Source organism: Heyndrickxia sp. FW510-T9, assembly GCF_058781025.1.
Genome location: NZ_JBYSWK010000031.1, coordinates 1 through 24,046, shown reverse-complemented (window position 1 = coordinate 24,046; position 24,046 = coordinate 1). Strand labels below are relative to the sequence as shown.

Genomic DNA, 24,046 nt, shown 5'->3' with positions numbered 1-24,046 from the left:
TAGGAGCGACCACTTATAAAGGCCATTTTGGCTCGGATTTTTCCTCGAGTTGGTATTTTGAACGCTTATAAAGACCACTTTGACTTAAAACCTTCCTTCAGTTGGTCTTTTGAATCCTTCTAAAGACCACTTGAACTCAAATTTTCCCTCGAGTTGGTCTTTTGAATCCTTCTAAAGACCACTTTGACTCAAATTTTCCCTCGAGTTGGTCTTTTGAATCCTTATAACGGACCATTCGAACTTTTATCATTTAAAAAAAGGCCTATCCCATTTTAGATAGACCTTCAACAACTTCTTTTAGAACATCTTCATCAGATTCTTTCTCTTTCGCTTCGAGGAGTGCGCCCTTCGCCTCTTCTCCACCGATTTTGCTTAAAGCCCATGCAGCTGTTCCACGGAGGACCGGTCTCGGATCATTTTTTAAAACTAATATGATTTCCGGTACAGCTGATGTTTCTTTAAAATGGGCAAGTGCAACCAATGCATTTCTTTGAATTGGCTTTTTGCCTCTCCAGGAGCCGGACATGTTTCCAAAGCTTTCATTGAATTCGCGGTTACTGATAGATAGAAGCGGCGTTAGTTCCGGCTTTGCTAAATACGGATCCGGTTCCATTTCTTCATGAAAATGAAAATCTATCCCCTTATTTTTAGGACATACAGTTTGACAGGTATCACAACCGTATAAACGATTTCCAAGTTTTGCGCGAAATTCTTCTGGAAGAAAACCCTTTGTCTGTGTTAAAAAAGCGATACAGCGTTGTGCATTTAATTGTCCACCTTGAACTAAGGCACCTGTTGGGCAGGCATCTAGACATTTCGTGCAGCTGCCACACTGATCTTCTATTGGTGCATCCGGTTCAAACGGAATATTGGTAATCATTTCACCTAAATATACATATGATCCAAATTCCGGTGTGATAATGGAACAATTTTTCCCACTCCATCCAATACCTGCACGCTGGGCAACAGCACGGTCTACTAGTTCCCCAGTATCTACCATCGATTTGCATCTTGCTTCAGGATAGTATTCCATGATAAAAGCCTCTAGTTCTGCAAGCTTCCTTCTTAAAATATGGTGATAATCTTCTCCCCATGAAGCTTTTGCAAAAATTCCCCGTCTTTCTCCCGCTTTTCCTTTTGGTGCATCATTCATTTTCGAAGGGTAAGCAAGTGCAATCGAAATGATGGAATGCGGTTTATCGAAAATGAGGGACGGATTCGTTCTTTTTTCAATATCCTTCTCCTCGAATCCTGATTGGTATTGAAGCTCCTGTTGTTTGAACAGCCTATTCTTCATCTCGGTAAAAGGATCAGCAGTTGTAAAGCCAATTTTATCGATTCCAATTGATTTACTATATTGAATGAGTTCCTTTTTAAACTGTGTAATGTTCATTATCATCACCTCGATTCTGGATTTAATTTTTATACTCTCAAGTCTAAAATATAAAAACGCAATATCCCGTTCTTCAAGAAAACGAAATACTGCGTTGGTTCTAATGTTATGTATGGAGCGGGTGATGGGAATCGAACCCACGACAACAGCTTGGAAGGCTGTAGTTTTACCACTAAACTACACCCGCGGGAAGGTTTCAATTATTTTTCGACAACCTTTTGTCGACTTTTTTATTATACATGCCTACTATATACTTTTCAAGTATTTTTTTATTTTTCTTGGGTTTTTTTTGGATCGAGTTTCACGTATTCTTTATAAATCGTATTTCATGCAGGTCAAAGCGTGTGTGGCGGTATGATCGGGCTGTGCTTTTTTATATCAAGCGATAGGTCAAAATACCCAATTCGTGCAGTTGCTTTACTATTTCGTGCAGTTCACAATGTATTTCGTGCAGTACACAATGTATTTCGTGCAGTTCAAAGCTTGAGTTGTGCGGTTCAATAAAAATTTCGTGCAATTCTACCTTGTCTGATCGCAAACGACTCACCATCGTATCTCTTTACTAATAAATACAAAAACAAAAAAGTGTCCCAGCCCAATATATTAGGATGGAACACTTTTTACTTAAATACTTGTGCGGCTTAATTTTTTTTCTGGAATATGTCCTGATTTATTTACCTTTGTTTCTAGATAGCTTTTATTAAAATCAGAAACATCTCCCCAAAGTGGAATATGGTTTTCTGCTGATAAACCATTTTGTTTTAATGCTGCAAGTTTTTTAGGGTTGTTAGTTATTAATGTAACAGGCTTTGAACGCAAATGTTGTAAGACTCTTATCGGTTCTTCGTAACTGCGAATATCGTCGGGAAAGCCCAATGCCTGATTTGCTTCCACTGTATCTAAGCCTTCTTGTTGAAGAAGGTAGGCAAGTGATTTTGAAAATAATCCGATCCCTCTTCCTTCATGATTAGCAAGATAAAAAATTGCTCCGGATTTATTTTCCACAATCATTCTCATCGATTGACGCAGCTGAAAACCGCAATCACAGCGTTTACTTCCAAAAATATCGCCTGTATGGCAAATGCTGTGCATTCTGATTAAAGCATTCTCGTCTTGTTCGAAATCTCCGTATACTAATACGGAGGATTGTTGGGAGGATGCCAGATTTAAAGATGGCAAAGCATTTAAGATATCCTCTTTTTCCGCGGAATTTCCATCTAATCCCAACCAAGTATACCATTTAAAATGAACTACTTGGTCATCTAGTTGAACAGGTAATTTTATCGGGCCAACTAGACAAATATCTTTCTTATCTGATTGCGATAGGATCGCCATTTTATCTTTAAGAAGTTCTTTTACTTCTGTTGTAATCATATTTATCTCCTCTTTTAGCGATACAGGTAAAAAATTCACTGTATTTTTTTGACGAGCAGAATGTATTATAGCATATTTTTGCAGCGAATATTACCTTTTTTGCTTCTTCCTTTTATCTACTACTAACGATATTTTTGTTTATTTTTTCCAAATAAGGAGGGGATTCAATTTCACATGGCGAATATATGTGTTTAAAGGAGGTTGATTATTATGTTTATAAAAATGGATTCTTTTATGGTGAAAACTAGATAAAACGAAAAGGTGGAGAATCACATAATAACATCCATTAATATTAATGTTAAAACGAATGAAGTATTTACGGAAAAAGAACAAAATATAGTACAATCCATGCTGTTGCACACTTCTGCATGGTCGGTTAATGGCGGGGTATTTTTAAATCCTCCTCAACAAGAAAACGAGGATCCTAATTGTATTTTTGAATTAGACTTGGTAATGGAAAAGGCAATTTCCATTGAGGAAGGAGAACAAATATTAAAAGTTCTCCCAGTAAGAATTAAGTCTGTCTTCAGAAATGCAAAGCTTGAGGAGCCAATTATAGAATTAAAAGAACATATTGTTTCTGTAAAATAATTTTAAGGAAGGGGTACTTGTTACAGTACTCCTTCCTTTTTAATATACATCCCTTCGATCAAACACCACAAATGACACAATTAATGCTGCTACCATCCACACAAGAAGCACGATAATGGAAAAGCCGAGAGTCATTCCCTCAATCGGTGGTTTTGTTCCATTCACATAATCAGTTAACTGCAAGTTGACCATAAATAAATATTTTGCACTTTGCCAGGAAGAAACCATGTTGATTAAAATCGCACCGGCAATTAAGGCGGCGAGCATGATGCCCATGACTGCGGCAGTAGAACGTATTAGAACGGATAGCATAAAAGTAAGGGTCCCAACCACGACACAAACAAACCATGCAAGTCCGAATTCCATCAAAATATATTTCCATTGTGAGATGAGATGCACATGGGTTGTGATTAAATCTTCTCCTTTTGTAATAAATCCAGTGAGCATTGGCATATTCCAGCCCTTATATCCAAACACGACACCTGAGATAGCGTAGGCAAGAATGGCAACACTTAATATAATAAATGATATGGCTAATAAAAGAGCGATATATTTGCTTAATAGTATTTTCCAGCGTTTTACCGGACGTGTCAGTAATAGTTTAATGGTGCCGGTGCTTGCCTCTGATGATACTAGGTCTGCAGCCACAACCATAACTAAAAGTGGTAAAAGTAAATCAATCGCATTTTCTACAAAAATCCTCATAAATGTTGGTGCACCGGGAGAGTTAGGGTTAATATTATGATTTAAATAATATTGTTCCTGTGTTAATTCAATTTTCAAATATTGTGTAAAATCCTCAGGCAATTGGCTAGAGGTTAGTCGGTTTTGCATATCCACTATCTCTTGTTGGAGCTGGACACGCCAATCCCTTGTTCCTAGTTTCTTTTCAGCTGTTCTATCTTGTTTATATTGGGCATAGGTAAATATCGGAACGAGGATAGCAACAATCAAAATGATTACAAATAGACGCTTCTTGCGAAAAATCTTTAGCTGTTCATTATAAACAAGATTAATCATGATGCTCTCCCCCTGTTAACTCAAGGAATAAATCTTCGAGAGCAGGTAGTTTCGCCTGCATTTCCTTCACTTTAATACCCGCTTCAACAAGTTTTTTGTTCCATTCCGCAACACTTTCCTCTTTGTATGGGGTAATTAAAGTGTTATCCTCTCCAACCTTCACTTCGATTTCTTCCTCAAGAAGCTTTCTAGCAGCTTGTATAGGTTCGACCTTCCAAATAACTCGTTCCTGTTCAGCGAGCAATGAAGCTACTGAATCAGTTCTAATAATTTCTCCATTCAACACGATAGCGACCCTGTCACATAACAACTGAATCTCACTTAATAAATGTGAGGAAACAAGGACACTTAACCCCTCGTTTTTAGCAAGAAAACGAATAAATTCCCTCATTTCTCTTATCCCTGCAGGATCAAGACCATTTGTCGGTTCATCTAAGATAAGAAGATGGGGGTTTCCTAATAATGCCTGTGCAATTCCCAATCTTTGCCTCATTCCAAGTGAATAAGTTCCAACACGATCATGAATTCGATCCGTTAAACCGACTAAATCAGCCACTTCATGAATTCGATCTATTGTAATTGAAGGATCCATCCGTGCAAAATATTCAAGGTTTTCCCAACCTGATAAATATGTATAAAGTTCTGGATTTTCCACGATACATCCGAGATTTTTCATTGCTTCTTTAAACTCTGTTTGTACATTTTTTCCTGATATCAAAATGGTTCCAGATGTCGGTCTAATTAATCCGACCAGCATTCGAATCGTAGTCGTTTTTCCTGCGCCATTTGGTCCAAGAAAACCAAATACTTCTCCTCGATATAATTGAAAGGATATTCCCTTTATGATTTCCTTTTTTCGAATCGTTTTACGTAAATCCCTTACTTCTAGCGCTGGAATTTCATTCAATTTTTGTTCCCCCCTCACTAAAAGTAATTAATGATGCAACACGTTCACCGATTAATTTATAACCGGCGGTGTTCGGATGAAATTTATCACTAAATAAATAATCGTTCACATGTAATTCAAACAGGTCAAAGGTAGGCACATATATAATTTTTTTATAATTTGCAGCCAAATTTGCTGAATCATAATTCCACTTGCGAACAATGGAGGATGTGAACTTTGACTTTTCCAAATCAATAAATGGATTATAAAGGCCGACATGAAATATAGTCGCATCCTTATTTACAGATCGAATCATAGAATAGATTTGCTTTAAATTTGCTAAATAAGGTTTTTCGGACTTTTTCATATATGCTGGATCAAGATTGGTTAATACTTCCCCGCCTTGAAACAGATCATTTCCACCAATGGTCAAAAGAATGATATCCGCTGATTGTATCTGACGCTTAATCTCAGCGCCTTTTAATTGAGTAATTAGTTCGGAGGATGTTTGGCCTTTTATTGCACTATTAGATAATAAAATAGACTTATTCGTCTTCTTTTTTAAATCACCTAATAAATAGCCAATATAGCCCTTCCCTTCAGGGTCACCTGTTCCTCTCGTTAAGGAATCCCCGAAAGCGGCTACTTGAAGCTGACTTTTTGACTTTTTCAACGTGTCTGATGGGTTTAATTGCCTGTTAACTGTTTGTTTTCCCTGACCAACTACTAATTGATCCTGCAACACCCAACCAAATCCGAAAAGAAATAGCAGAGCAGATAAAACAGAAACGACGGTGACCATTGTAATCATATATTTCTTCATTCTACCATTCCTTTCCAACCTCAATTTACTACTTAAATAAAGGGAAAAAACTACAGTCTGTTTCGAACAAAGCTTTTTCAAAATGAATTTTCTACTATGTATTGTCGACCAAATTAATTGCTTTTAAAAAAGATTTTTCTACAAAGGCTCTTTTCTTAAAATTTGTTGCTTTTTTAATGCAAAATCCTCATAAAAATTTCCTGCATAGATGCCCCGAAACTATACTGTTGTAATTTGTTTCATAACGAGCGGTTAGCAAACAATTTGTACGAAAAGAACAACTACAAAAATGACCCTTACTCCAATATTGGGAGAAACGGCCAATTAATCATCTATATTATTGAGTAAATACAATTCGATTTCCACCTTGGTGTTTAGCATTATAAAGGGCTGTGTCTACTGATTTTTTCAAGGAATCAATGGTTTTACCATGTTGAGGATAAACAGATACACCTATGCTTGTAGAAATGAAAATTTGCTCGATATCTACTTTTACTGGATGTAGAGCATAGTATTCTGTTAATTTCTCTAATAATTGCTTAGTTGCCTGTGGAGATTTTACAATAATCATAAATTCATCACCAGCATAACGGTATCCTTCAATCATTTCATTACAGATGCTTTTAATCCCATCAGCCAACGCCTTTAAATATACATCACCTATATCATGTCCAAAGTGATCATTCACCTTTTTTAAATTATCAGAATCAATCATGATAAGAGTGATAATAGCATCTTTCTCACTCATTAATAAATCTAAATCCTCATGGAAAGCCCGATAATTTTTTAAACCTGTTAATTCATCCAACTGAGACATTTTAAATATATGTTCATATAGTCTTACTGATTCTAGGGAGCTAAAGACTTGTGTACCAATTATTTGCAATAGTTCTTCGTGTTCTTTGCGATAAGCAAATTCCTCATAGCACTGTGCAGATATAACACCTTTTACTTGATTATCAATGATAACCGGAACAAATAGACATGAGTTAGTTACCCCAGCCTCCAAATCACCTAAATAAACATCGTATTCTTCTTCTAGCCTTGATTCCTTATGATGAATAATTTCCCTTGTCTTTATAGCTTGTGATGTATGATTTTCCCCAAGTTCAATTGTTTCAGGTGAATACTCTTTTCCATTGTCTATCATCAATGCTACTCGAATTTGTGAATCACCTTCATTATAGATTGCTATATAAAAAGAATCTGTCGGCATTACTTGTGACACCATTTCATATGCTTCTTTTAGTAGAATTTGTTCGCTTAAGGTTTTACTGCATATTTGGGCAAAATTATGCAAAATTCTATAGTGACTATTTAGCCAGCTCATACGTTCCATTTGATCTTGAATTTCTTTCAATTGAAGAAAAATATTTTCAACATAACTTTCTTGACAATTATCTTTTATTGTCTTTTTTATCTCTTTATAATCTTCCTTCAACACTAATTTATGATCTGTTCTAATTCTTTTTAACAAATCATGAATCATTTCCAATGCATTATTTTTACCATCATAATCTATCATGCAAACACTTCCACTAAGTTTTTTAACCTACTAGACTTACATAATACCTATATATTATTATATGGTTTTCGAAATATTCATTCAAGTGGTGACAGTTACCACAAATGAAAAAAGAGGGAAATATATTCACCCTCTCTTTACCTTAAATAATATTAACCTTGCTGCTCTTTATTACGGTCTTTTAGCAATTATTTCGATTTCTACCTCTGCATCAAGAGGGAGTGCTAAGACAGCTACTGTGGTTCTTGCGGGATATGGTTTAGTGAATTCTGTTTCGTATACCTCGTTCATAGCAGAAAAATTCTTCATATCTGTAAGAAATACATTTACTTTAACAACATCGTCTGGAGTTAAATTTGCCTCTTCTAAGACAGCAAATAAATTACGGAAACACTGCTTAGTTTGTTCCCCAATATCACCTTTTATCATTTCCCCAGTAGCTGAGTTTATTGGTGTTTGACCGGATAAATATAGTAGTTCTCCTGCTTCTACTGCGTGGGAATATGGTCCGGAAGTTACTGCGCCTTTTGCATCATAAGCTTTTCTCATTATGAATCTCCTTTTCTTCTTACTTACTGTATTTAAATAATAGTGTTGTTACAACAATATCATAGATACGGTTCACTAGTATGTTCTATTACAGATCGTATGAAAATTTCGAGGTTCCTACCATATGCGGACAGAGAATCCGTTAACTAGACTAAATGACCCTAATTTAAGAGTTTTGTGGACTCCAGGTACGTTATTTACGAAAACACACATGAAAAATACTCTGTTTTTGCTAAATAGCGAACCTGGTGTCCTCGAACATGAGGAAATAAGCCGTTCTGTCACAAATAAAGGAACTGGTGAAATTGGCACTTCAAATTTCACTTGGTGTCCTCAGGAAACTCAAAAACAAGACATGACCGCTCCAAATCATGTTCGGAGCGGTCATTCATGATCATCTACCCGTGTTGGGTTTAACTACTTATCTTTCGACTTTTACAATTTTCCTTTTTTCATTCGACTCAAGCGCAGCTAGAATTACGTCCAAAGATTTCATGCCTTCCTCACCAGTAATGAGCGGGGCTTTGTTGTTCTGAACAGCATCTATGAAATGGTCGATTACATGCGATGCTGTTTGACCGCCTTCCTCATTCGTTTGAATTTTATCTAGTTGATAATGGACAATTTCACCAGTCTTGTAATGGATAATCAATGAATGAGTTGGGTCGTCTTCTAGGCGGACTACTGCATTTTCAGCATAAATAACAGTCGAATTATCCCCACTAGAAACATAGGACCAACTCGCCGTTAATGTACCTATTGTTCCGTTATCCATTTTTAAAATACAAACTGCGTTATCATCCACATCGGTATTCTTTTTCGCATTGGTTTCAACAAATGCGCCAACTTCCTTCACTTCTCCAAATAGATAACGAATAAGATCTGCTTTATGAACACCAAGGTCCCCTAAGGCGCCAATGAATGCCTTTTCTTTATCAAAAAACCAGCTTTCCCGGCCATCAATGCTCCAACCTTCTGGTCCGCCATGTCCAAACGCCGTTCTAAAGCTATATATCTTGCCCAACTCCCCGCTTTCAAGCAACTTCTTCGCTTTTTGATGGGAAGTAACGAATCGTTGATTATGAGCGATCATTAATATTTTGTCATTCTCTTCAGCTGCCTGAATCATTGCTAATGCTTCCTCATGTGAGGTGGCCATAGGCTTCTCACAAAGTACATGCTTTCCGGCCTGCAAAGCCGCAATAGAAACCGGTGCATGTAAATAGTTTGGCAGGCAAACGCTGATAACATCGACATCAACGGATTTTAATAATTGTTCGAAATCGGTAAATGCTTGAGCTTCGTATTTTTCCGCGGCATGTTTTGCCCTCTCTTCAACAATATCACATACCGCCACAATGTCAGCATTTGGATTGGCCGCATATTCTGGCAAGTGACGGTATCTAGCAATGGATCCACAACCAATAACAGCTACTTTTATTTTATCCATGGTGATTTCTCCTCTCAATTACTATTTTTATTGGATGGCTGTTTCATATGAAAAGCAATAAAGTTTAAGAAAATAGCCTTATAGAATACCTTTTTGTTTCAGATAGAGACTACTCATCTCAATACTTTCAAGAGGTGAGCGTTTACTATCGTCTTGTTCCACAATCCACCACTTCACATCGCATTCATCCCCAAGTGATAAAATCGAGTCAATATCAACCCCGCCAGTTCCAAGCTCGGCAAAAAATTGTTCTTCATCTGTAGTCATATCCTTCAAGTGAACAAGCGGTGTTCTACCCTTGTAGCGTTTTAACCATTCGCATGGATCTTCACCAGCTTTCTTCAGCCAATACACATCAAATTCCGCTTTCACCCACTCCGGATTTGTTTCTTTTAGAAGCCATTCAAGTGGTTTCATTCCATTTTCTAGCGTTGTTAATTCAAAATCGTGATTATGGTAAGAGAAAGTGATTCCTTCTTTGTAACATATTTCGCCGACACGGTTCAGTGTATGAATAAGACTGGAGTAAAATTCTTGTGTTCGTTGTTCTGGCATTAGATACGGACAAACAATATGAGTATTTTCAATTGCCTGCTGATAATGGATTACTTCATGGAGCTGACTTTCTAATAAATCTAGCGGAACATGACTCGAAGCAGCATGGAGTCCTAAATGATCCAATACCTTTTTTAATTCTGATGCATCTAACCCGCCATAACCCGCTAATTCTACGCCATCAAAACCAAGCTTAGCAACTTTTTCAAGAGTTCCAATAAAATCCCTTTCACACTCATTACGGAGTGAATACATTTGAAGAGCAACTGGTATTTTTGTCATATGATTATCTCCTTTTATTAAATTCCGAGTTTAACAGATGGATGATGATAAACAATTATTATTATTTTACTAGATAAAAAATGGATTTCATTACCATTATGAAGGACACTTTCCTTGTTTTCTTGGTGTAAGGTGGCTTTCATAAATCTGAATGAAGAACTATTTATACTAAGATTGTAATCTTAATCAATTCCATTCTTCTGAATTACTTTTTGATACCATTTATAGCTTTCCTTTGGTGTTCGTTCTAGCGTTTCATAATCGACATGGACAATTCCAAAACGTTTTGAGTAACCAAATGACCATTCATAATTGTCCATGAACGACCAGACATAGTAGCCTTGTAAATTTCCGCTCTCTTCAATAAATCGATGAACTGCTGCAAAATGATCAAGGAGATACTTGATTCGATCATGATCTTCTATTTTCCCATCTATCTTCTGGTCAGGAAACGCTGCACCATTTTCGGTGATATAAAGTGGTATAGCAGTATATTCCGTTTTAATGCGGGTCAGCAAATGGTATAAAGATTCCGGATGAATTCCCCAGCCCATGTCTGTCACATTTTCCGTTTCACTAATGGTTCCTGCTCCTAAAACATCATTATTCGGATCTTCCTCAACTATATTGTGAGAATAATAGTTTATTCCCAAGAAATCTATTCTTGTGGAAATAGTATCAAGATCACCTTCTTTTAAAAAGAGAAGTGGCCCAAATCTGTTTTCATAAAGTGCCATCATGTCTTCCGGATAGCTTCCTTTAAAAACAGGGTCGAGAAACCATCTATTGGCAAATCCGTCCGAGTGCGTTGCTGCTGCAATATCTTTTGGTGTATTAGTCGCCGGAACGGTTGGAGTCAGATTAAGCGTGATCCCAATCTCGCCATCTAACCCCATTGATCGGTAGGAATTAACGACTTTTCCATGAGATAACAGCAAATGATGGGAAGCGATCAACGCTTCATTCCAATCCATACGACCAGGGGCGTGAATGCCTAACGCATAACCTAGAAAAGCAGCGCACCAAGGTTCATTATGTGTAATCCATGATTTAATTCGACTCCCAAATGCCTCAAACAAAATCTTTGCATACGCCACAAAATGATCGACCGTTTCCCGATTGGTCCAACCACCTTTATCTTGGAGCCATGTGGGCAAATCCCAATGATAGATTGTTGCAGCAGGTTCAATTCCTTTAGCCTCTAACTCATCGAGGAGACGTTGATAAAATTTAAGACCTTCTTGATTAAATTTTCCCTCCTCAGGAAAAAGTCGTGGCCAAGCAAATGAAAAACGGTAAGATTTAATTCCGAGATCTGCCATTAACCGAACGTCTTCTGGGTATCGATGAAAATGGTCACAAGCGATCTCCCCATTTTGCCCTTTATAAACTTTTCCTGGTTGACGAGAAAAACGATCCCAAATCGATTCTCCTCGACCTTCTTCATGTGCGGCCCCTTCTATTTGATAAGATGCCGTGGCTACTCCCCATGTAAAGACTTTTGGAAATGTTTTCATTTTTTCACCCTTTCCTTCTGTTGATAGCTTAGTAGTAAATCACAATCTACTTATTTCATTCCATTTTTCCCTTTTATCTAAATGGTGGCAGGCTACAAAATGATTCTGTTCGGCTTGTTCCAACGGTGGCATAGTCTCCCTGCACACATCTGTTGCTAATGGGCAGCGATGAACGAAAGGGCAACCTTTTCTACCTTCTGATAAATCTGGAGGATCGTTCGTCATATTTGTAAGATCTATTTGGGATTCACTTCCAGGAGTCGCTGCTAAAAGCAATCGGGTATAAGGGTTTAACGGATTTTTGATTAATTCTTTTGATTCCGCTATCTCCATGACCTTGCCGCCATATAAAACCATTATTCGATCACCAAAATAACGTGCGGATGCTAAGTCATGTGTAATATATAAATAGGACAAACCTAAATCTCGTTTTAAATCATTCATCAGTTGAAGAATCCCTGCTCTTATCGATACATCTAACATGGAGGTGGGCTCATCGGCCACGATAAATTGTGGATTAACCGCTAAAGCTCGAGCAATAGCTAAGCGTTGCCGCTGTCCTCCAGATAATTCATGAGGATGTTTTTTTCGGATTTCATTTACTGGTGTTAACCCAACTTGAAGCAGTAATTCTGTAATTTTTTGATCCAATGCCTTGCCTCTATAACCTTGATGTTTTTTTAACGGAAATTTCACATGACTTTCGATGGTTTTAACGGGATTTAATGACCCAAAAGGATCCTGGAAAATCATTTGTGCTACGCATCTGTATTCTTGCAGATCCTTTCCTTTTATTTCATTAATCTTTTTTCCAAGAACCGTTATAGTACCTTCCGTTGGTTTTAATAATCGGACTAAGGCACGGCCAATGGTTGTTTTTCCACTTCCAGACTCACCAACCAAAGCAAGTACCTCGCCTTTATTAATCTCAAGATTCACTTTGTCAACGGGTGTTATATATTTCTTCTTCTGATCCCCGCGTACGGGAAACTTGATGACAAGGTCTTCTATTTCAACTAATGTGGATGACTGCTTCAAGGATCTTACACCTCCGTCCGAACCGTATCATATAGATGGCATTCTATCGCTCTACCATCAACGTAACGGTTTTCTGGTCGCACTTTCTTACATAGGTCAAAAGCAAAGGGGCAACGTGGATGATATGCGCAGCCACTTGGAAGATCAACCAAATTTGGTGGATTCCCTGGGATACCTTCAATCGTTACATCTTCGGCTGTTAAATGAGGAATAGCCTTAAGCAACCCTTGTGTATATGGGTGATGCCTTTCCGATTGGGAGAGAGACTGGTTATCCGTCACTTCAACAAAGCGCCCAGCATACATTATTGCGACCTTTGATGCAAGTTCAGAAACTAAGCTAAAATCATGACTGATAAATAAAATGGCATACTTCTTCACCCTTTGGATTTCCTTAATCTTATCCAGAATGGAACGTTGGACGACAACATCCAATGCGGTAGTTGGTTCATCCATAATAACGAGCTTCGGATCAAGGGCGATGGTAATGGCAATAACGACTCGCTGCCTCATTCCTCCTGAAAGTTCATGTGGATAACTTTTTAAATGTTTCGGATCAATACTAACGATTCCCATTAATTCAATTGCTCTTTTTTTGGCATCTTGCTTTGACATACTTTTATCATGACTTAGGAAAACATCTAATATTTGCTCTTCAACGGTTAATACGGGATTTAAGGCATTCATTGCACTTTGAAAAACCATTGACATTTGGCTCCAGCGGAATTTTCTTAAATCGTTTTTATTCATACTGTAGACATCTTTGCCCATTACCTTAATAGTTCCTGAGGTCAAGACAGCATTGTTCTTTAACAAGCGCATGATAGCATTTCCTAATGTTGATTTTCCTGATCCAGACTCTCCGATTAGACCAACTATCGTATTTTCATAGATTTTAAGAGAGACGTCCTTAACGGCTTGGACCATTCCTGACGGAGAATCATAGCAGACGGAAACATTTTGTAGTTCAAGCACGGGCTGTTTTTCTTCCATGATTCTTCCTCCTTTTTTGCGTCTTCAAACGAGGATTGGTGATTTGATCAATTGCAAAGTTCATAAGTACTAAGCTGAGTCCAACTAATGCGATTCCGATACCAGGAGGAACAAACCACCACCAAGCACCTCTTAGTAATGCTGCATTGGAGCCCGCCCAGTAAAGCATGATTCCCCAGCTTGTGGAATTAATGTCCTCAAACCCGAGAAATGCTAAGCCTGCTTCAGCAAGTATGGCACCTAAGGTCGCAAACATAATATTCCCAGCGATTATCGACATCATATTCGGACATATTTCGGTAATCATGATCCCGAGAGATGATTTCCCGGACATTTTGGCAGCGGAGATGAAATCTCTCCTTGCCAGTGTCATCGTTTGTGACCGAAAAACCCGAGCACCCCACGCCCATCCTGTTAAAGCAATAATTAGACCATTTACGAAAGGTGTCGAAGCCTTCAAATAGGACTCGATAACGATTAGTAAGGCAAGGCCCGGCAGTACCAAAAAGAGATTCATAATAAAGCTAAGAATTGCATCGGTCAAACCACCACGGTAGCCCGCTATTACCCCAAATATTAAGCCGATTATGGTCGAGAGAATACCAGCACCAAATCCGACAATCATCGTATTTCGTGCACTATAAATAAATTGCGAATAGATGTCTTGACCGGTGTTTGTCGTTCCAAACCAGTGAGCAGCCGTTGGCGGCAAATTCGGATCATAAATGGCTGCACTTGGTGAATATGGTGCTATCAATGGAGCAAAAATAGCAATGATAAGAAAGATTAAAAAGATAATAAATCCAGTAGCTGATTTTCCATTACTAAAAAATACCTTTAATGGTCTTATTACCCTCCATAATTGATTTGTGGTTTTGATATTCATTTGCGGAGATGGTGTGATTTCAGCCTTCATCCTTCTACTTCCCTCCCAGTCCGGATCCGAGGATCTAATCTGCTGTACAACAAATCAACAATCAAGTTTGCAACAAGGACGGCGACTGCGATTAAAAGAAAAGAGGCTTGAATCATTGGAAAATCCTGTGATTGTACCGCAGAAGTTAATTGGTTCCCAATTCCTGGATAAGAAAATACTTGTTCCGTTAAAATGGAACCACTTACAACATTTCCGATTGCAATCGCAAAGCTAGTTAATTGTGGCAAAATGGCATTACGGGCAGCATAGGAAAACATAAGACGAGACGTACTTACTCCTTTTGCTTCGGCAAAAGTGACATAATCCTCCCCAAGTGTGTACATCATATTGTTCCGCATCCCCACAATCCAACCGCTTAAAGAACCGAGTAATAAAGTGAGAGCGGGCAAGAAACCATGATTTATTAAACTCGTTAAATAAGTTCCATTAAAGCCTGGTGTGATGGCCGGGTCGTAACCATGCGCCATCGGAAACCAGTTCAGTTTGAATCCAAAAATAAATACGAATAACAACGCAACCCAAAAGTAAGGCATGGATTGAAAAATCATCGAAACAATCGGCAGTGTATTATCTAATAATCCTTTTCTTTTCCAAGAAATATAAACCCCTAATATTGTTCCGAGAAAAACGGAGAGTAAGGTAGAAATACCCACCAAGCCTATCGTCCAAGGTAAACTATTTTGAATCATATCTTTTACAGGTGTCGGGTATTGCATAAAGGACAAACCCCAATTAAAAGTAAAAAGACCATGTAAATAATCAATATATTGCTGCCATAAAGTAGATTGCCCGATTCCATATGCTTTCTTCATCGCATCTAAGGCTTCTGGTGTTAAGCGTCCTTGGAACTTGGCGAACATGGCATCAGCGGGACTCCCAGGCATCATACGCGGCAGAATAAAATTAATGGTAAAGGCAGCCCATAGTGATAGAACAAAAAAACCGAGGCGATTGATAATGTAACGCATTGATTCCCCCCCCTGTTGTTCGTAAAAATAGGCGGAAAAGGGTATAGACCCTTTTCCTTAAAATATTATTTATTATTTGGCTGTAATTTCGATAAAGTAATCGCTGGTGCAGGCCAGTTAAATGGAGCTGGGTTCGCATATGGATCATCTTCTGTTGGCCAACCTGTGTAATTTTCCGTCCTATATTCATACCAAACTGGACCATTAACTAGCGGAATAGTTGGCATTTTATCTACCATGACATTTTGCAGATAATTAATCGCTTCTTTTTGCGTCGCTTCATCTGTAGTACTTTGGAATTTCTGCAATGCTGCATCTGTCTTTGGATCATTCCATTTTTCTAAGTTCCAGCCACCATGGCTGTTCAACATATCTTGGTATTGCTTATATGGGTCCGGCCCTGAATTGGTCCATGAAATAGCCAAATCATATTTTCCGCCTGTAACATTTGTTGCGTACGCTGCGTACTCAGGCTGTTGGACTTTCACATCAAGACCAATCACTTTTAATTCTTGAGAAATTAGCTGTGCCATTGTTGTCCAGTCGGTCCAACCTGAAACCGTTTGCAAGGTGAAGGACAACTTCTTGCCATCTGGTGAAACGAAAATGCCATCCTTGCCTTTTTTATAGCCCGCATCTTGCAATGTTTTCACGGCTGCATCCGTGTTAAAATCAAATGTTAATTTATCTTGAGGAATGCTTTGGTCAAGCCATTTTTCATCTCTTGGTAAGATTAATGCCGTTGTGCTAGGTAGTGGGTCATAACCAGATGCAGCTTGTTCTGAAAGTTTCTTACGGTCAATCGCTAAACTGATGGCTTTACGAACATTGACGTCTTTCAATAACGGGTTAGTTAAATTTGGATAAAGAGTTACGTTATTGCTAGCTGGGAACCAGTATTTGTTGTGATCCTTATCTGCTGAGACATAAACCTTATCTGCATCAGGAATAAAAATACCTGCCCAATCAAGTTCACCCTTTGTTAGGGCTAATTGTTCACTATCATTTCCACTATAAACAGGGAATTGAAGTTCCTTAACGGCATACTCACCGCCATAGAAGTCTGGGTTCGCCTTCATTTTATAAAGCTGTGGAGTGAATGATTCTAGTAGATACGGACCTGTTCCAATAGCGTACTCCTGTGTTATTTTCGCTTTAGAAGCATCACCCAGGTCCTTCCAAATATGTTGTGGTACAATATCTACACCTAAAACATAGGATTGGAATGGTACATTTGGTTGATCAAAATTAAAGGCAACTTGATTATCCCCTTGTTTATCAACAGAGGTAACTTCCTTCCATATACCAGATGAATCAGCAGCTGGGTCTTTTTTCAATAAATCAAACGTAAACACAACATCGTCAGCGGTAAATGCTTCGCCATCTGACCACTTTACATTTTCCCTGAGTGTCGCAACGAGTGTTTTATTATCATTTGTCCATTCATAACTTGTTGCCAGCATTGGATTATCCTTCCCACTAACAGGGTCGAAATAATAAAGGGGTTGGAAAATCAAACCGTTTGTTCCACCCATTGCAGTATTCGAAAATGGGTTAAAATTTTCTTGCCACTGGCCAGCAGGTGACAAACCAATAACTAGTGGCTTAGGATTCTTGTTTGAGGAACTACCAGTATTTTTTTTATCACCTGGATTTGAAGAGGTTTTGTCCGTACATCCTGCCAAGATTAAAGTAAAAGCTAGAAAGATCATAAGAAAAATCGACATCAATCTTTTAATCTTCATTTACACTCCTCCTAATTTTTGTGTAAGGCTCTTTTCTTAAACTTTGTTGTAATTGTAATCAAAAAACTCATGAATTTTTCCTTCAGATTTAGAATGGGCAATCCTAAGAAGAGATGCTCCGAAGCTAAACCTTAATAGGAAACGAAACAAAGAACGAAAAAGAACAATTAACAAGAAAACAACCCGTGAAAAATAAATTGCTGGTCGATTTGTTTGAACTAGCCTTTATGAGGGATGAATACAGTGCTGTAATAGTAAGTCGGCCAACATTCATATATTGGGCTTGGCTACAACCGTTCATGAAAAATTTGTCGAAAGCGGTTTCGTAAATTACATTAAAAATGCACTGGTGATTATCATTAAAACGATTTCATGTAAATTCGAAATTATATCACCACCTCCTTAAATTCCATCTTTTTTTAATAAAAACAGCTTACTCATCTTGAGGTCACAATTTTTTAACGGTATCACGGATTACTAATTCCGTTTCAATTGTGAGGGGGATAGAAGAATAATTTGAATCATTCATAAGCTTAAGCAATTCTCTAGCAGCTATTTCTCCCATTTCATCTTTCTTTTGTCTGATAGTCGTTAAGCTCGGAGTAACATATTTTAATAGAGTAATATCATCAAAACCTATTAATGAAATATCCTCCCCTATTTTCAACCCCCTTTCTTTAATAGCTTCCATTGCACCAATAGCCATCATATCCCCAGCATAAAAAATCGCAGTAGGTATATCATCACTTTCTAGTAATTGCTTTGTTGACAAGTAGCCACCATTTTCAGAAAAGTCACCCGGAAGAATCCATTTAGAAAAAATAGGCAACTTATGCTTTTCCATGGCTTTTTTAAAGCCAATTAACCTATCAGAACCAGGTTTTGTCACATAAACATCCGAAATAAAAGCAATTTTTGAGTGACCCATTTCCACTAGATGATCGACAGCCATCATTGCACCACCTATGTTATCTGAGCATAGATAGTTTGCATTTGGACCTATTAAATCTAAATCAATAGACATACAAGGAATGCCACTTTGTACTATTCCTATCAGATTTGGATCCGTACGAGGCACACCTAATAAGAATAATCCATCCACATTTCGGTTTTTTGCGCGTGCTTCGAATGTTTCCACTTGATTTTCCGGGTGATTGTTTGCGAAAAAAATCAGGTCATAGCCACTTTCACCAATAATTTCCTTAAAGCTCGCTAATATATCCTGTAGAAAGTGATGCCGAAACCCTGTGTTTAAATGGTCTTGAAAAAAAACACCAACGGTTTTTGATATCTTTGTCGCTAGTCCCCTTGCAATTGAATTAGGTTGATAACCCGATTCCTCTACAATGCGTTTAACAGTATCGATGGTGTTTTTTCCTACGTCTGACCGTCCATTAAGGACTTTCGAAACTGTCGCCGCTGAAACACCTGCCTTTTTAGCAATATCATAGATTGTTAGCATTTTTTAACTCCTTCGAAAGCGGTTACGTTTGACTATATTATTTATCAGAAAAATCAAAATGTAAAGGGTTTCATTTAAAAAAATTTTAAATTTACAGAAAAAAAATTATAAACAAAATTACCATTCTTCCTTCTTGGACTATCTAGATAATAATCGTAGCGAGAATCCACATCTTGATTATTCTATTACCCTAGCCATCAATGATAAATATGAAACTTTTCATGTTGGGAATCGTATTTGATATATAAGACTAAATGGGGGTATTACAATGAATCCAGAAGCAATTGAACATAAAATAAATAAATTTCTTTCTGATTTTGAAACTTTGACCAAATCGATTAGTTGGGGAATAGATAAACAGATTCGCTTTAATATTACAGCCCAATTCATAACAAGTGAAAAAGAGTTCGATTCAAAGCAATTTCTTGAAGTGTCCAATTATATAAAAAAGCATCTGAAATGGTTTTCCAATATCCCTCAGGAAATGCGGTATGCCATAGCAGCACTTCTAATAAATAAATTTTCCGATCCTATTCAAGCATTTGATGAATTAAAAGATTGTTATGAAGAACTTGCGGGAAATGGCTTCCAAAAAGGACCTAATACCTATATCGCCGCATATGTTTTACTTACTAATCAGCAAGAGGAGACCAATAAAACTGAATGCATAAGCAGGTCATTGCAAATCTATAAAGCTATGAGAAAGCGTCACTTCTTTCTTACCTCTTACGACGACTATCCACTTGCTGTTTTACTTTCTCAAACCGCTCGTAATGTGGAAGAACAAATGGAGGATATTGAATTTTACTATCAATATTTAGGAAAACGCGCTTATAAAAAAGGAAATGACTTGCAATACCTTTCCCACATTCTTGCTTATGGTCAAAAGGATAATCGGGTAGCCTTAGCAGAGGACTGTGTGAAGTTATTTGATGATTTCAAGAAACATTCAGTAAAAATAAAAGAAATGCATTATTCAGCATTAGGTATTTTAGCTCTACTTGAAAGTAAGGAAAATGCAATATCTGACATTGTAACAATCTATTCCCAGTTAAAAGAAAAGAAGCAATTACACTGGTATAAGGATATGTGTTTCTTATTGGCCATCCGAATCTTTGTTCAAGATAACATTAAGGATAATGATATCCTCTCCATTGGAATGGCCGCTAATATTCAAGCGATTTTACAAGCACATGAGGCTGCATGCACAGCCACAATGTTTGCAACTTCGACTGCTACTATGCATTCATCTAATAATTAACGACAATAACAATAATACTTACAAAAAAGAAGTGAGCAAGGTCACTTCTTTTTATATTGGACTTGAAATCCCTGTTATCCTAGCGAAAAGATGTACAAAGAATTTTCTCATAAAAATTTTCTCCTATGATAGATTTTTATTCACAATACTAATGGATTTTTTTCCGCTATTTTTATCAGAAGTAATTCTACCAAACTAAATAGAAGCAACATCTAAATTAATAACTCTTTCCCCCGTTATTTTTAACAGTGGCTACTTATTGTTAAAAGCTCAGCTACTTCATCTAAACAGAAAGTTGGTTTTTCCTGCAATAGGTTATCTTTTGTATGACTACCCCAAGTTACAGCACAAGTTTTGCAACCAGCAGCTTGACCCATTTGAATATCAAATATAGCATCTCCAATCATGATACACTCTTCAATTTGTAGCCCATATTGTTGAACTAGCTTTAAAATACCATCTGGATGTGGCTTGTAATGGTTCACTTGATCTGAACCGATCCAGTCTGTAAAGTAGCCATCTAACTGTAATGCTTGTAAGTTACGATAAAGTACATCTGTTTTTTTACTTGAAACAACGAACAATTGAATACTTTGTTGTACAAGTTGCTCCAATACTTCGTCCATTTTTTCAAACATCATTAATGTTTCATTTTCAAATGTTTTGTAGGCTGCTCGAAATAACACAAGTAGCTTATCAAATTCCTCATTACTTAAGATGGTTGTAGCCATTTCTTTAAATGACTGTTCAATAGGGATGCCCATATAGTGTTCAATTTGTTCTTTACTTGGAACATTTAAACTTAGCGTTTGGAACGCCTCTTGAGTAGCAAGTATACTGCACTGCTTTGAATCGGCTAATGTCCCGTCAAAATCAAAAATAAATGTTTTCATCTAGTTACTCCTCACTGCATCTCATAAAGATTAGCTTTTGCTTTTAATCGCGATGTATTTAAAATCCGAATGCCACCAGGAATTTACTCAATAATACCTTCTACTTGAAAATCCTTTAACACACGATTTTGTTGCCTTAATGTCAAACAAGTGTCTTTAGGCTTTTTGAAGAAACAAAACTTCATTTCTGTTTAATTACTTCGGCATCTTTCTTCAACCATCCTGCGCTTTTAGGTAAAAAGAAAAGCTGCCTCAAACGCAGCTCCTTTTTTCATCTTTGGCCATTACTCTCTTTTGTAAAAAGACAGAATCCCAAAACCAATATATTACTGCAAATGTAATACTTGCAGCATAAAATCTTAGGGTTTTAATTAAATATAATGTACTATTTTCTATTATCATATTAACCAATAATACCGCAACAAAAGAAACGAGTGTGTAAATTATAAGGTATAATACACTAAATTTATGTGGACGAATATTAAAAATTATTTGTAAAGGCATAGCAAATAGTAAATAAGGAATAGAAGTACAAACGGAATAAAAAATGATTGGCAGTAACTTAAGCCAAGATAGTTCTCCAAAACAGACAATGATAAAAATAGATGAAGAGATACAAGAAAATAATAAACTAAAAAAGTAAAAAGGTATTATATCGCTAATCGCCCATAATTTTTGGGTTATTTTACAAGTCTTCATAATAATCATCCCGTATGATAAAGAGTAATTTTATTCCATAGTATCATATTTCTACTTTCACTATCGTGGTTATACACAAACCCTGTTTAATCGATCTAAACAGACACACCCACAGTATTCATTTAGTCTACTTTCATCTCGGTGATAGTTTAAATTAATAATTTTTTTAAACTCTCTACATTTTCTTCTAGAAATAAAGCATTCTTCTCGATTCCACGACGCTTACACCATCCAATACTATTGAAGGCATCAGTAAATCGATAGAAAGGCAATACAATTTCTAAATCAATTAATGGTCTAATACTGTTATAGCCTTCTCGATATGATTGATACAAGGTAGAATCAAAGCGTAAAAAATCGCGATACAGTTTGGTAAAATCTATTTCTGTTGAACCAAACCTTACACTCTCAAAATCTATAATTCCGGAAACTTTATCACCATCAACAATTATATTTGCTGGACGAAAATCCATATGTATGAAGCTTGGTCCATCTGGAGAAGGGAGCTGTTGTTTCATTTTCTCAAATTTTTCAATGGCTAGTTTGTATAATCGTGCATCCAGTATGTCTCTTACATCCTCAGCAAAACTATAAAATTGGCGTTCAACAAAATTAGACCAGTTCGTAAATTCATTTTTTATGCCAGTTAACACTTGCCCAGCAGGTGGCCTAATAGTATGCATCTCTGCTTGAAGGACCCCGATTTGAAACGCAACTGTTGGTGATGCTTCTGATGTTAACGGTTTTCCTTTTAATTCAGATAATAAAAAGGCACCAGGGCAATCCTCATCACCAGACCAATACTCCAACATTTCAGGAATGGAAACTCTTCCTTTTAAAATATTATAGGCTTCTAACTCCCGCTGATACTTCAATTTTGTATAGGGGATTTTCAGAAAAACATTTGCACCATTAGACAAAGTACATTTATAGACAGTGGAACTATGTGAATCTTCAACCTCGCTAATGGATTGTACCTGCAATCCAAATTGTTGAATGTGACGATTTAACATCAACTTTCCCTCCTTTATAATCTATATCCTTGTTAATTAGTTTAATATTGAAATACAATTACTTTTCAACAATCCAAATTATTGTATTTCTACCTACATTAATAGAAACTTCAACAAAAAAAGCGTTAATCCTTCTTGGAATAACGCATCCTTTAATAGTTAGTTAATAAAATCTGCAAGAAAATTTATTAAACCCGCTGCTGTATCCTTTTTACTATTGTATTTTTTGGGTGTATGAAATTTCGAAACGATATAATGTTCGGCTTCTTCACCATATAGTGAACCTGTTTTATTGGCTACCATAAATTCAGCATTGGAAGTAGTCATTCGAAGTTTTGCTCTTTCGAATAAGTAATCAATATCATCTGTATGTTCTAATTTAAATCCGACAAGTAGTAAGTTTGGATTCCATTTCTTTATTTGTGTTAATACTTTCGGAGCTTTTTTAAAATGAATAATTGGCGGTTCATCACTAGACATTTTTCCTGCTTCTAAAATTGGATTTCCTCGTTGATCTAATACTTTATCAACAACCCAATCTGATCCAGCAGCTGCCATTATTACAATATCAATCTTTTCAGATTGCACGATGTTTTTGATTTTTTCACCTAAATCATAAATACCCTCAAATTGAGTTAAACGCATCTTTCTATGATTTTCAGGAAGTTTAGCAAAATAACCGTGCAAATATATAACCTCTGCTTCTTTATTCAACGCTTCTTCAGCTAAATAACACCCAATTGTACCTTTTGCTAAATTAGTATGTCCTCTGACATTATCCCATTTTTCAAGTGTCCCTCCACTCGTTATCAAAATCTTTCTTCCTTTTAAAGAACTCATAATATCACCTTCTACAAAATTACTTATTAGTACCTGTTAATTGATTATTATGTCTTTAATTCTAGCATATCTCTTTTTCAAAACTGATCCTCATCTTTTGCTTCCCCATGTTTTTTCATTTTAAATTTTACCATATTTTTCTTAATTTTTATTTCTAAACTCTATTGCCTGTTCTATTCATTTCCATTTACTCAACTCTCTTATCCATAATCCAATAATGGTATGATAGACTA

23 protein-coding genes and 1 tRNA gene are annotated in these 24,046 nt (G+C 36.8%); 3 read left to right on the top strand and 21 right to left on the bottom strand.

Going from position 1 to position 24,046, the window contains the following annotated elements; translation table 11 throughout:
- Window positions 1-262: 262 nt before the first annotated feature.
- From queG to AC3WJF_RS15340, 3 genes are all read right to left on the bottom strand, one after another.
- Window positions 263-1,393 carry a tRNA epoxyqueuosine(34) reductase QueG gene (gene queG / locus AC3WJF_RS15350; protein ID WP_492453682.1) on the bottom strand — a complete coding sequence of 377 codons (1,131 nt, stop codon included), beginning with the start codon at window positions 1,391-1,393 and terminating at the stop codon, window positions 263-265.
- Window positions 1,394-1,506: 113 nt separating this feature from the next.
- Window positions 1,507-1,580 (bottom strand) — tRNA-Gly (locus tag AC3WJF_RS15345).
- Between the two features lie 437 nt (window positions 1,581-2,017).
- A complete protein-coding gene (locus AC3WJF_RS15340) occupies window positions 2,018-2,767 on the bottom strand; it encodes a GTP cyclohydrolase II (RefSeq protein ID WP_492453680.1) in 750 nt (249 codons plus the stop codon).
- A gap of 261 nt (window positions 2,768-3,028) precedes the next feature.
- Between AC3WJF_RS15340 and AC3WJF_RS15335 the strand changes: the two genes are divergently transcribed.
- Window positions 3,029-3,358: a hypothetical protein gene (locus AC3WJF_RS15335; RefSeq protein ID WP_492453679.1), complete on the top strand. Its 330-nt coding sequence runs from the start codon at window positions 3,029-3,031 to the stop codon at window positions 3,356-3,358.
- 39 nt (window positions 3,359-3,397) lie between these two features.
- Here the strand turns inward: AC3WJF_RS15335 and AC3WJF_RS15330 are convergent, their stop codons facing one another.
- The 5 genes from AC3WJF_RS15330 to AC3WJF_RS15310 form a co-directional block, all read right to left on the bottom strand.
- On the bottom strand, window positions 3,398-4,378 hold the full coding sequence (locus AC3WJF_RS15330) for an ABC transporter permease (RefSeq protein WP_492453677.1): 981 nt from the start codon (window positions 4,376-4,378) through the stop codon (window positions 3,398-3,400).
- On the bottom strand, window positions 4,371-5,285 hold the full coding sequence (locus AC3WJF_RS15325) for an ABC transporter ATP-binding protein (protein WP_492453675.1): 915 nt from the start codon (window positions 5,283-5,285) through the stop codon (window positions 4,371-4,373). The genes AC3WJF_RS15330 and AC3WJF_RS15325 overlap by 8 nt, the downstream gene beginning before the upstream one ends.
- Window positions 5,278-6,087 carry an SGNH/GDSL hydrolase family protein gene (locus AC3WJF_RS15320; RefSeq protein ID WP_492453673.1) on the bottom strand — a complete coding sequence of 270 codons (810 nt, stop codon included), beginning with the start codon at window positions 6,085-6,087 and terminating at the stop codon, window positions 5,278-5,280. The genes AC3WJF_RS15325 and AC3WJF_RS15320 overlap by 8 nt, the downstream gene beginning before the upstream one ends.
- 337 nt (window positions 6,088-6,424) lie before the next feature.
- A complete protein-coding gene (locus AC3WJF_RS15315; protein WP_492453671.1) occupies window positions 6,425-7,612 on the bottom strand; it encodes a sensor domain-containing diguanylate cyclase in 1,188 nt (395 codons plus the stop codon).
- 171 nt (window positions 7,613-7,783) lie between these two features.
- Window positions 7,784-8,161 (bottom strand): RidA family protein, encoded by a 378-nt coding sequence (locus AC3WJF_RS15310; RefSeq protein ID WP_492453669.1) that lies wholly within the window; start codon window positions 8,159-8,161, stop codon window positions 7,784-7,786.
- Window positions 8,162-8,285: 124 nt separating this feature from the next.
- Here AC3WJF_RS15310 and AC3WJF_RS15305 point away from each other — a divergent pair, with 124 nt between their 5' ends.
- Window positions 8,286-8,555 (top strand): hypothetical protein, encoded by a 270-nt coding sequence (locus AC3WJF_RS15305; protein WP_492453667.1) that lies wholly within the window; start codon window positions 8,286-8,288, stop codon window positions 8,553-8,555.
- Window positions 8,556-8,582: 27 nt separating this feature from the next.
- Here AC3WJF_RS15305 and AC3WJF_RS15300 read toward each other — a convergent pair whose 3' ends face one another.
- The 9 genes from AC3WJF_RS15300 to AC3WJF_RS15260 all read right to left on the bottom strand — a co-directional run bounded on the left by AC3WJF_RS15300 (window position 8,583) and on the right by AC3WJF_RS15260 (window position 19,107).
- A complete protein-coding gene (locus tag AC3WJF_RS15300) occupies window positions 8,583-9,611 on the bottom strand; it encodes a Gfo/Idh/MocA family protein (protein ID WP_492453665.1) in 1,029 nt (342 codons plus the stop codon).
- Between the two features lie 78 nt (window positions 9,612-9,689).
- Complete coding sequence (locus AC3WJF_RS15295; RefSeq protein WP_492453663.1) at window positions 9,690-10,448, bottom strand: sugar phosphate isomerase/epimerase family protein; 759 nt, start codon at window positions 10,446-10,448, stop codon at window positions 9,690-9,692.
- 182 nt (window positions 10,449-10,630) lie between these two features.
- Window positions 10,631-11,965: a GH1 family beta-glucosidase gene (locus AC3WJF_RS15290; protein ID WP_492453661.1), complete on the bottom strand. Its 1,335-nt coding sequence runs from the start codon at window positions 11,963-11,965 to the stop codon at window positions 10,631-10,633.
- A 39-nt stretch (window positions 11,966-12,004) separates the two neighbouring features.
- A complete protein-coding gene (locus AC3WJF_RS15285) occupies window positions 12,005-13,003 on the bottom strand; it encodes an ABC transporter ATP-binding protein (RefSeq protein ID WP_492453660.1) in 999 nt (332 codons plus the stop codon).
- A gap of 5 nt (window positions 13,004-13,008) precedes the next feature.
- Entirely contained in the window at window positions 13,009-13,995 is a 987-nt protein-coding gene (locus AC3WJF_RS15280; protein WP_492453658.1) for an ABC transporter ATP-binding protein, read from the bottom strand.
- Window positions 13,970-14,911 carry an ABC transporter permease gene (locus AC3WJF_RS15275; protein WP_492453656.1) on the bottom strand — a complete coding sequence of 314 codons (942 nt, stop codon included), beginning with the start codon at window positions 14,909-14,911 and terminating at the stop codon, window positions 13,970-13,972. Before AC3WJF_RS15275 ends, AC3WJF_RS15280 begins: the two co-directional genes overlap by 26 nt.
- Window positions 14,908-15,900 (bottom strand): ABC transporter permease, encoded by a 993-nt coding sequence (locus AC3WJF_RS15270; RefSeq protein ID WP_492453654.1) that lies wholly within the window; start codon window positions 15,898-15,900, stop codon window positions 14,908-14,910. The genes AC3WJF_RS15275 and AC3WJF_RS15270 overlap by 4 nt, the downstream gene beginning before the upstream one ends.
- A gap of 65 nt (window positions 15,901-15,965) precedes the next feature.
- Window positions 15,966-17,645, bottom strand: a complete 1,680-nt coding sequence (locus AC3WJF_RS15265; RefSeq protein ID WP_492453652.1) for an ABC transporter substrate-binding protein — start codon at window positions 17,643-17,645, stop codon at window positions 15,966-15,968.
- Window positions 17,646-18,093: 448 nt separating this feature from the next.
- Window positions 18,094-19,107 (bottom strand): LacI family DNA-binding transcriptional regulator, encoded by a 1,014-nt coding sequence (locus AC3WJF_RS15260; RefSeq protein ID WP_492453651.1) that lies wholly within the window; start codon window positions 19,105-19,107, stop codon window positions 18,094-18,096.
- Window positions 19,108-19,375: 268 nt separating this feature from the next.
- Between AC3WJF_RS15260 and AC3WJF_RS15255 the strand changes: the two genes are divergently transcribed.
- On the top strand, window positions 19,376-20,368 hold the full coding sequence (locus tag AC3WJF_RS15255; RefSeq protein ID WP_492453649.1) for a DUF4003 family protein: 993 nt from the start codon (window positions 19,376-19,378) through the stop codon (window positions 20,366-20,368).
- Window positions 20,369-20,610: 242 nt separating this feature from the next.
- Here AC3WJF_RS15255 and AC3WJF_RS15250 read toward each other — a convergent pair whose 3' ends face one another.
- The 4 genes from AC3WJF_RS15250 to AC3WJF_RS15235 form a co-directional block, all read right to left on the bottom strand.
- Window positions 20,611-21,261 (bottom strand): HAD family hydrolase, encoded by a 651-nt coding sequence (locus AC3WJF_RS15250; RefSeq protein ID WP_492453647.1) that lies wholly within the window; start codon window positions 21,259-21,261, stop codon window positions 20,611-20,613.
- A 252-nt stretch (window positions 21,262-21,513) separates the two neighbouring features.
- A complete protein-coding gene (locus tag AC3WJF_RS15245; protein ID WP_492453645.1) occupies window positions 21,514-21,960 on the bottom strand; it encodes a UPF0715 family protein in 447 nt (148 codons plus the stop codon).
- Between the two features lie 149 nt (window positions 21,961-22,109).
- Window positions 22,110-22,973, bottom strand: a complete 864-nt coding sequence (locus AC3WJF_RS15240) for an aminoglycoside phosphotransferase family protein (RefSeq protein WP_492453643.1) — start codon at window positions 22,971-22,973, stop codon at window positions 22,110-22,112.
- Window positions 22,974-23,132: 159 nt separating this feature from the next.
- Window positions 23,133-23,813, bottom strand: coding sequence for a phosphopantothenoylcysteine decarboxylase domain-containing protein (locus tag AC3WJF_RS15235; RefSeq protein ID WP_492453641.1), 681 nt, complete (start codon window positions 23,811-23,813; stop codon window positions 23,133-23,135).
- Window positions 23,814-24,046: the final 233 nt, after the last annotated feature.

Excerpts from the sequence above, each read along its gene's own strand:
- AC3WJF_RS15340 (WP_492453680.1), bottom strand. The coding sequence starts at position 2,767 with ATGATTACAACAGAAGTAAAAGAACTTCTTAAAGATAAAATGGCGATC.
- AC3WJF_RS15250 (WP_492453647.1), bottom strand. The coding sequence starts at position 21,261 with ATGAAAACATTTATTTTTGATTTTGACGGGACATTAGCCGATTCAAAG.
- AC3WJF_RS15255 (WP_492453649.1), top strand. The coding sequence starts at position 19,376 with ATGAATCCAGAAGCAATTGAACATAAAATAAATAAATTTCTTTCTGAT.
- AC3WJF_RS15235 (WP_492453641.1), bottom strand. The coding sequence starts at position 23,813 with ATGAGTTCTTTAAAAGGAAGAAAGATTTTGATAACGAGTGGAGGGACA.
- AC3WJF_RS15305 (WP_492453667.1), top strand. The coding sequence starts at position 8,286 with ATGCGGACAGAGAATCCGTTAACTAGACTAAATGACCCTAATTTAAGA.
- AC3WJF_RS15260 (WP_492453651.1), bottom strand. The coding sequence starts at position 19,107 with ATGCTAACAATCTATGATATTGCTAAAAAGGCAGGTGTTTCAGCGGCG.
- AC3WJF_RS15280 (WP_492453658.1), bottom strand. The coding sequence starts at position 13,995 with ATGGAAGAAAAACAGCCCGTGCTTGAACTACAAAATGTTTCCGTCTGC.
- AC3WJF_RS15295 (WP_492453663.1), bottom strand. The coding sequence starts at position 10,448 with ATGACAAAAATACCAGTTGCTCTTCAAATGTATTCACTCCGTAATGAG.
- AC3WJF_RS15300 (WP_492453665.1), bottom strand. The coding sequence starts at position 9,611 with ATGGATAAAATAAAAGTAGCTGTTATTGGTTGTGGATCCATTGCTAGA.
- AC3WJF_RS15245 (WP_492453645.1), bottom strand. The coding sequence starts at position 21,960 with ATGAAGACTTGTAAAATAACCCAAAAATTATGGGCGATTAGCGATATA.
- AC3WJF_RS15275 (WP_492453656.1), bottom strand. The coding sequence starts at position 14,911 with ATGAAGGCTGAAATCACACCATCTCCGCAAATGAATATCAAAACCACA.
- AC3WJF_RS15240 (WP_492453643.1), bottom strand. The coding sequence starts at position 22,973 with ATGTTAAATCGTCACATTCAACAATTTGGATTGCAGGTACAATCCATT.
- AC3WJF_RS15330 (WP_492453677.1), bottom strand. The coding sequence starts at position 4,378 with ATGATTAATCTTGTTTATAATGAACAGCTAAAGATTTTTCGCAAGAAG.
- AC3WJF_RS15270 (WP_492453654.1), bottom strand. The coding sequence starts at position 15,900 with ATGCGTTACATTATCAATCGCCTCGGTTTTTTTGTTCTATCACTATGG.
- AC3WJF_RS15265 (WP_492453652.1), bottom strand. The coding sequence starts at position 17,645 with ATGAAGATTAAAAGATTGATGTCGATTTTTCTTATGATCTTTCTAGCT.
- AC3WJF_RS15290 (WP_492453661.1), bottom strand. The coding sequence starts at position 11,965 with ATGAAAACATTTCCAAAAGTCTTTACATGGGGAGTAGCCACGGCATCT.
- AC3WJF_RS15310 (WP_492453669.1), bottom strand. The coding sequence starts at position 8,161 with ATGAGAAAAGCTTATGATGCAAAAGGCGCAGTAACTTCCGGACCATAT.
- queG (WP_492453682.1), bottom strand. The coding sequence starts at position 1,393 with ATGAACATTACACAGTTTAAAAAGGAACTCATTCAATATAGTAAATCA.
- AC3WJF_RS15320 (WP_492453673.1), bottom strand. The coding sequence starts at position 6,087 with ATGAAGAAATATATGATTACAATGGTCACCGTCGTTTCTGTTTTATCT.
- AC3WJF_RS15315 (WP_492453671.1), bottom strand. The coding sequence starts at position 7,612 with ATGATAGATTATGATGGTAAAAATAATGCATTGGAAATGATTCATGAT.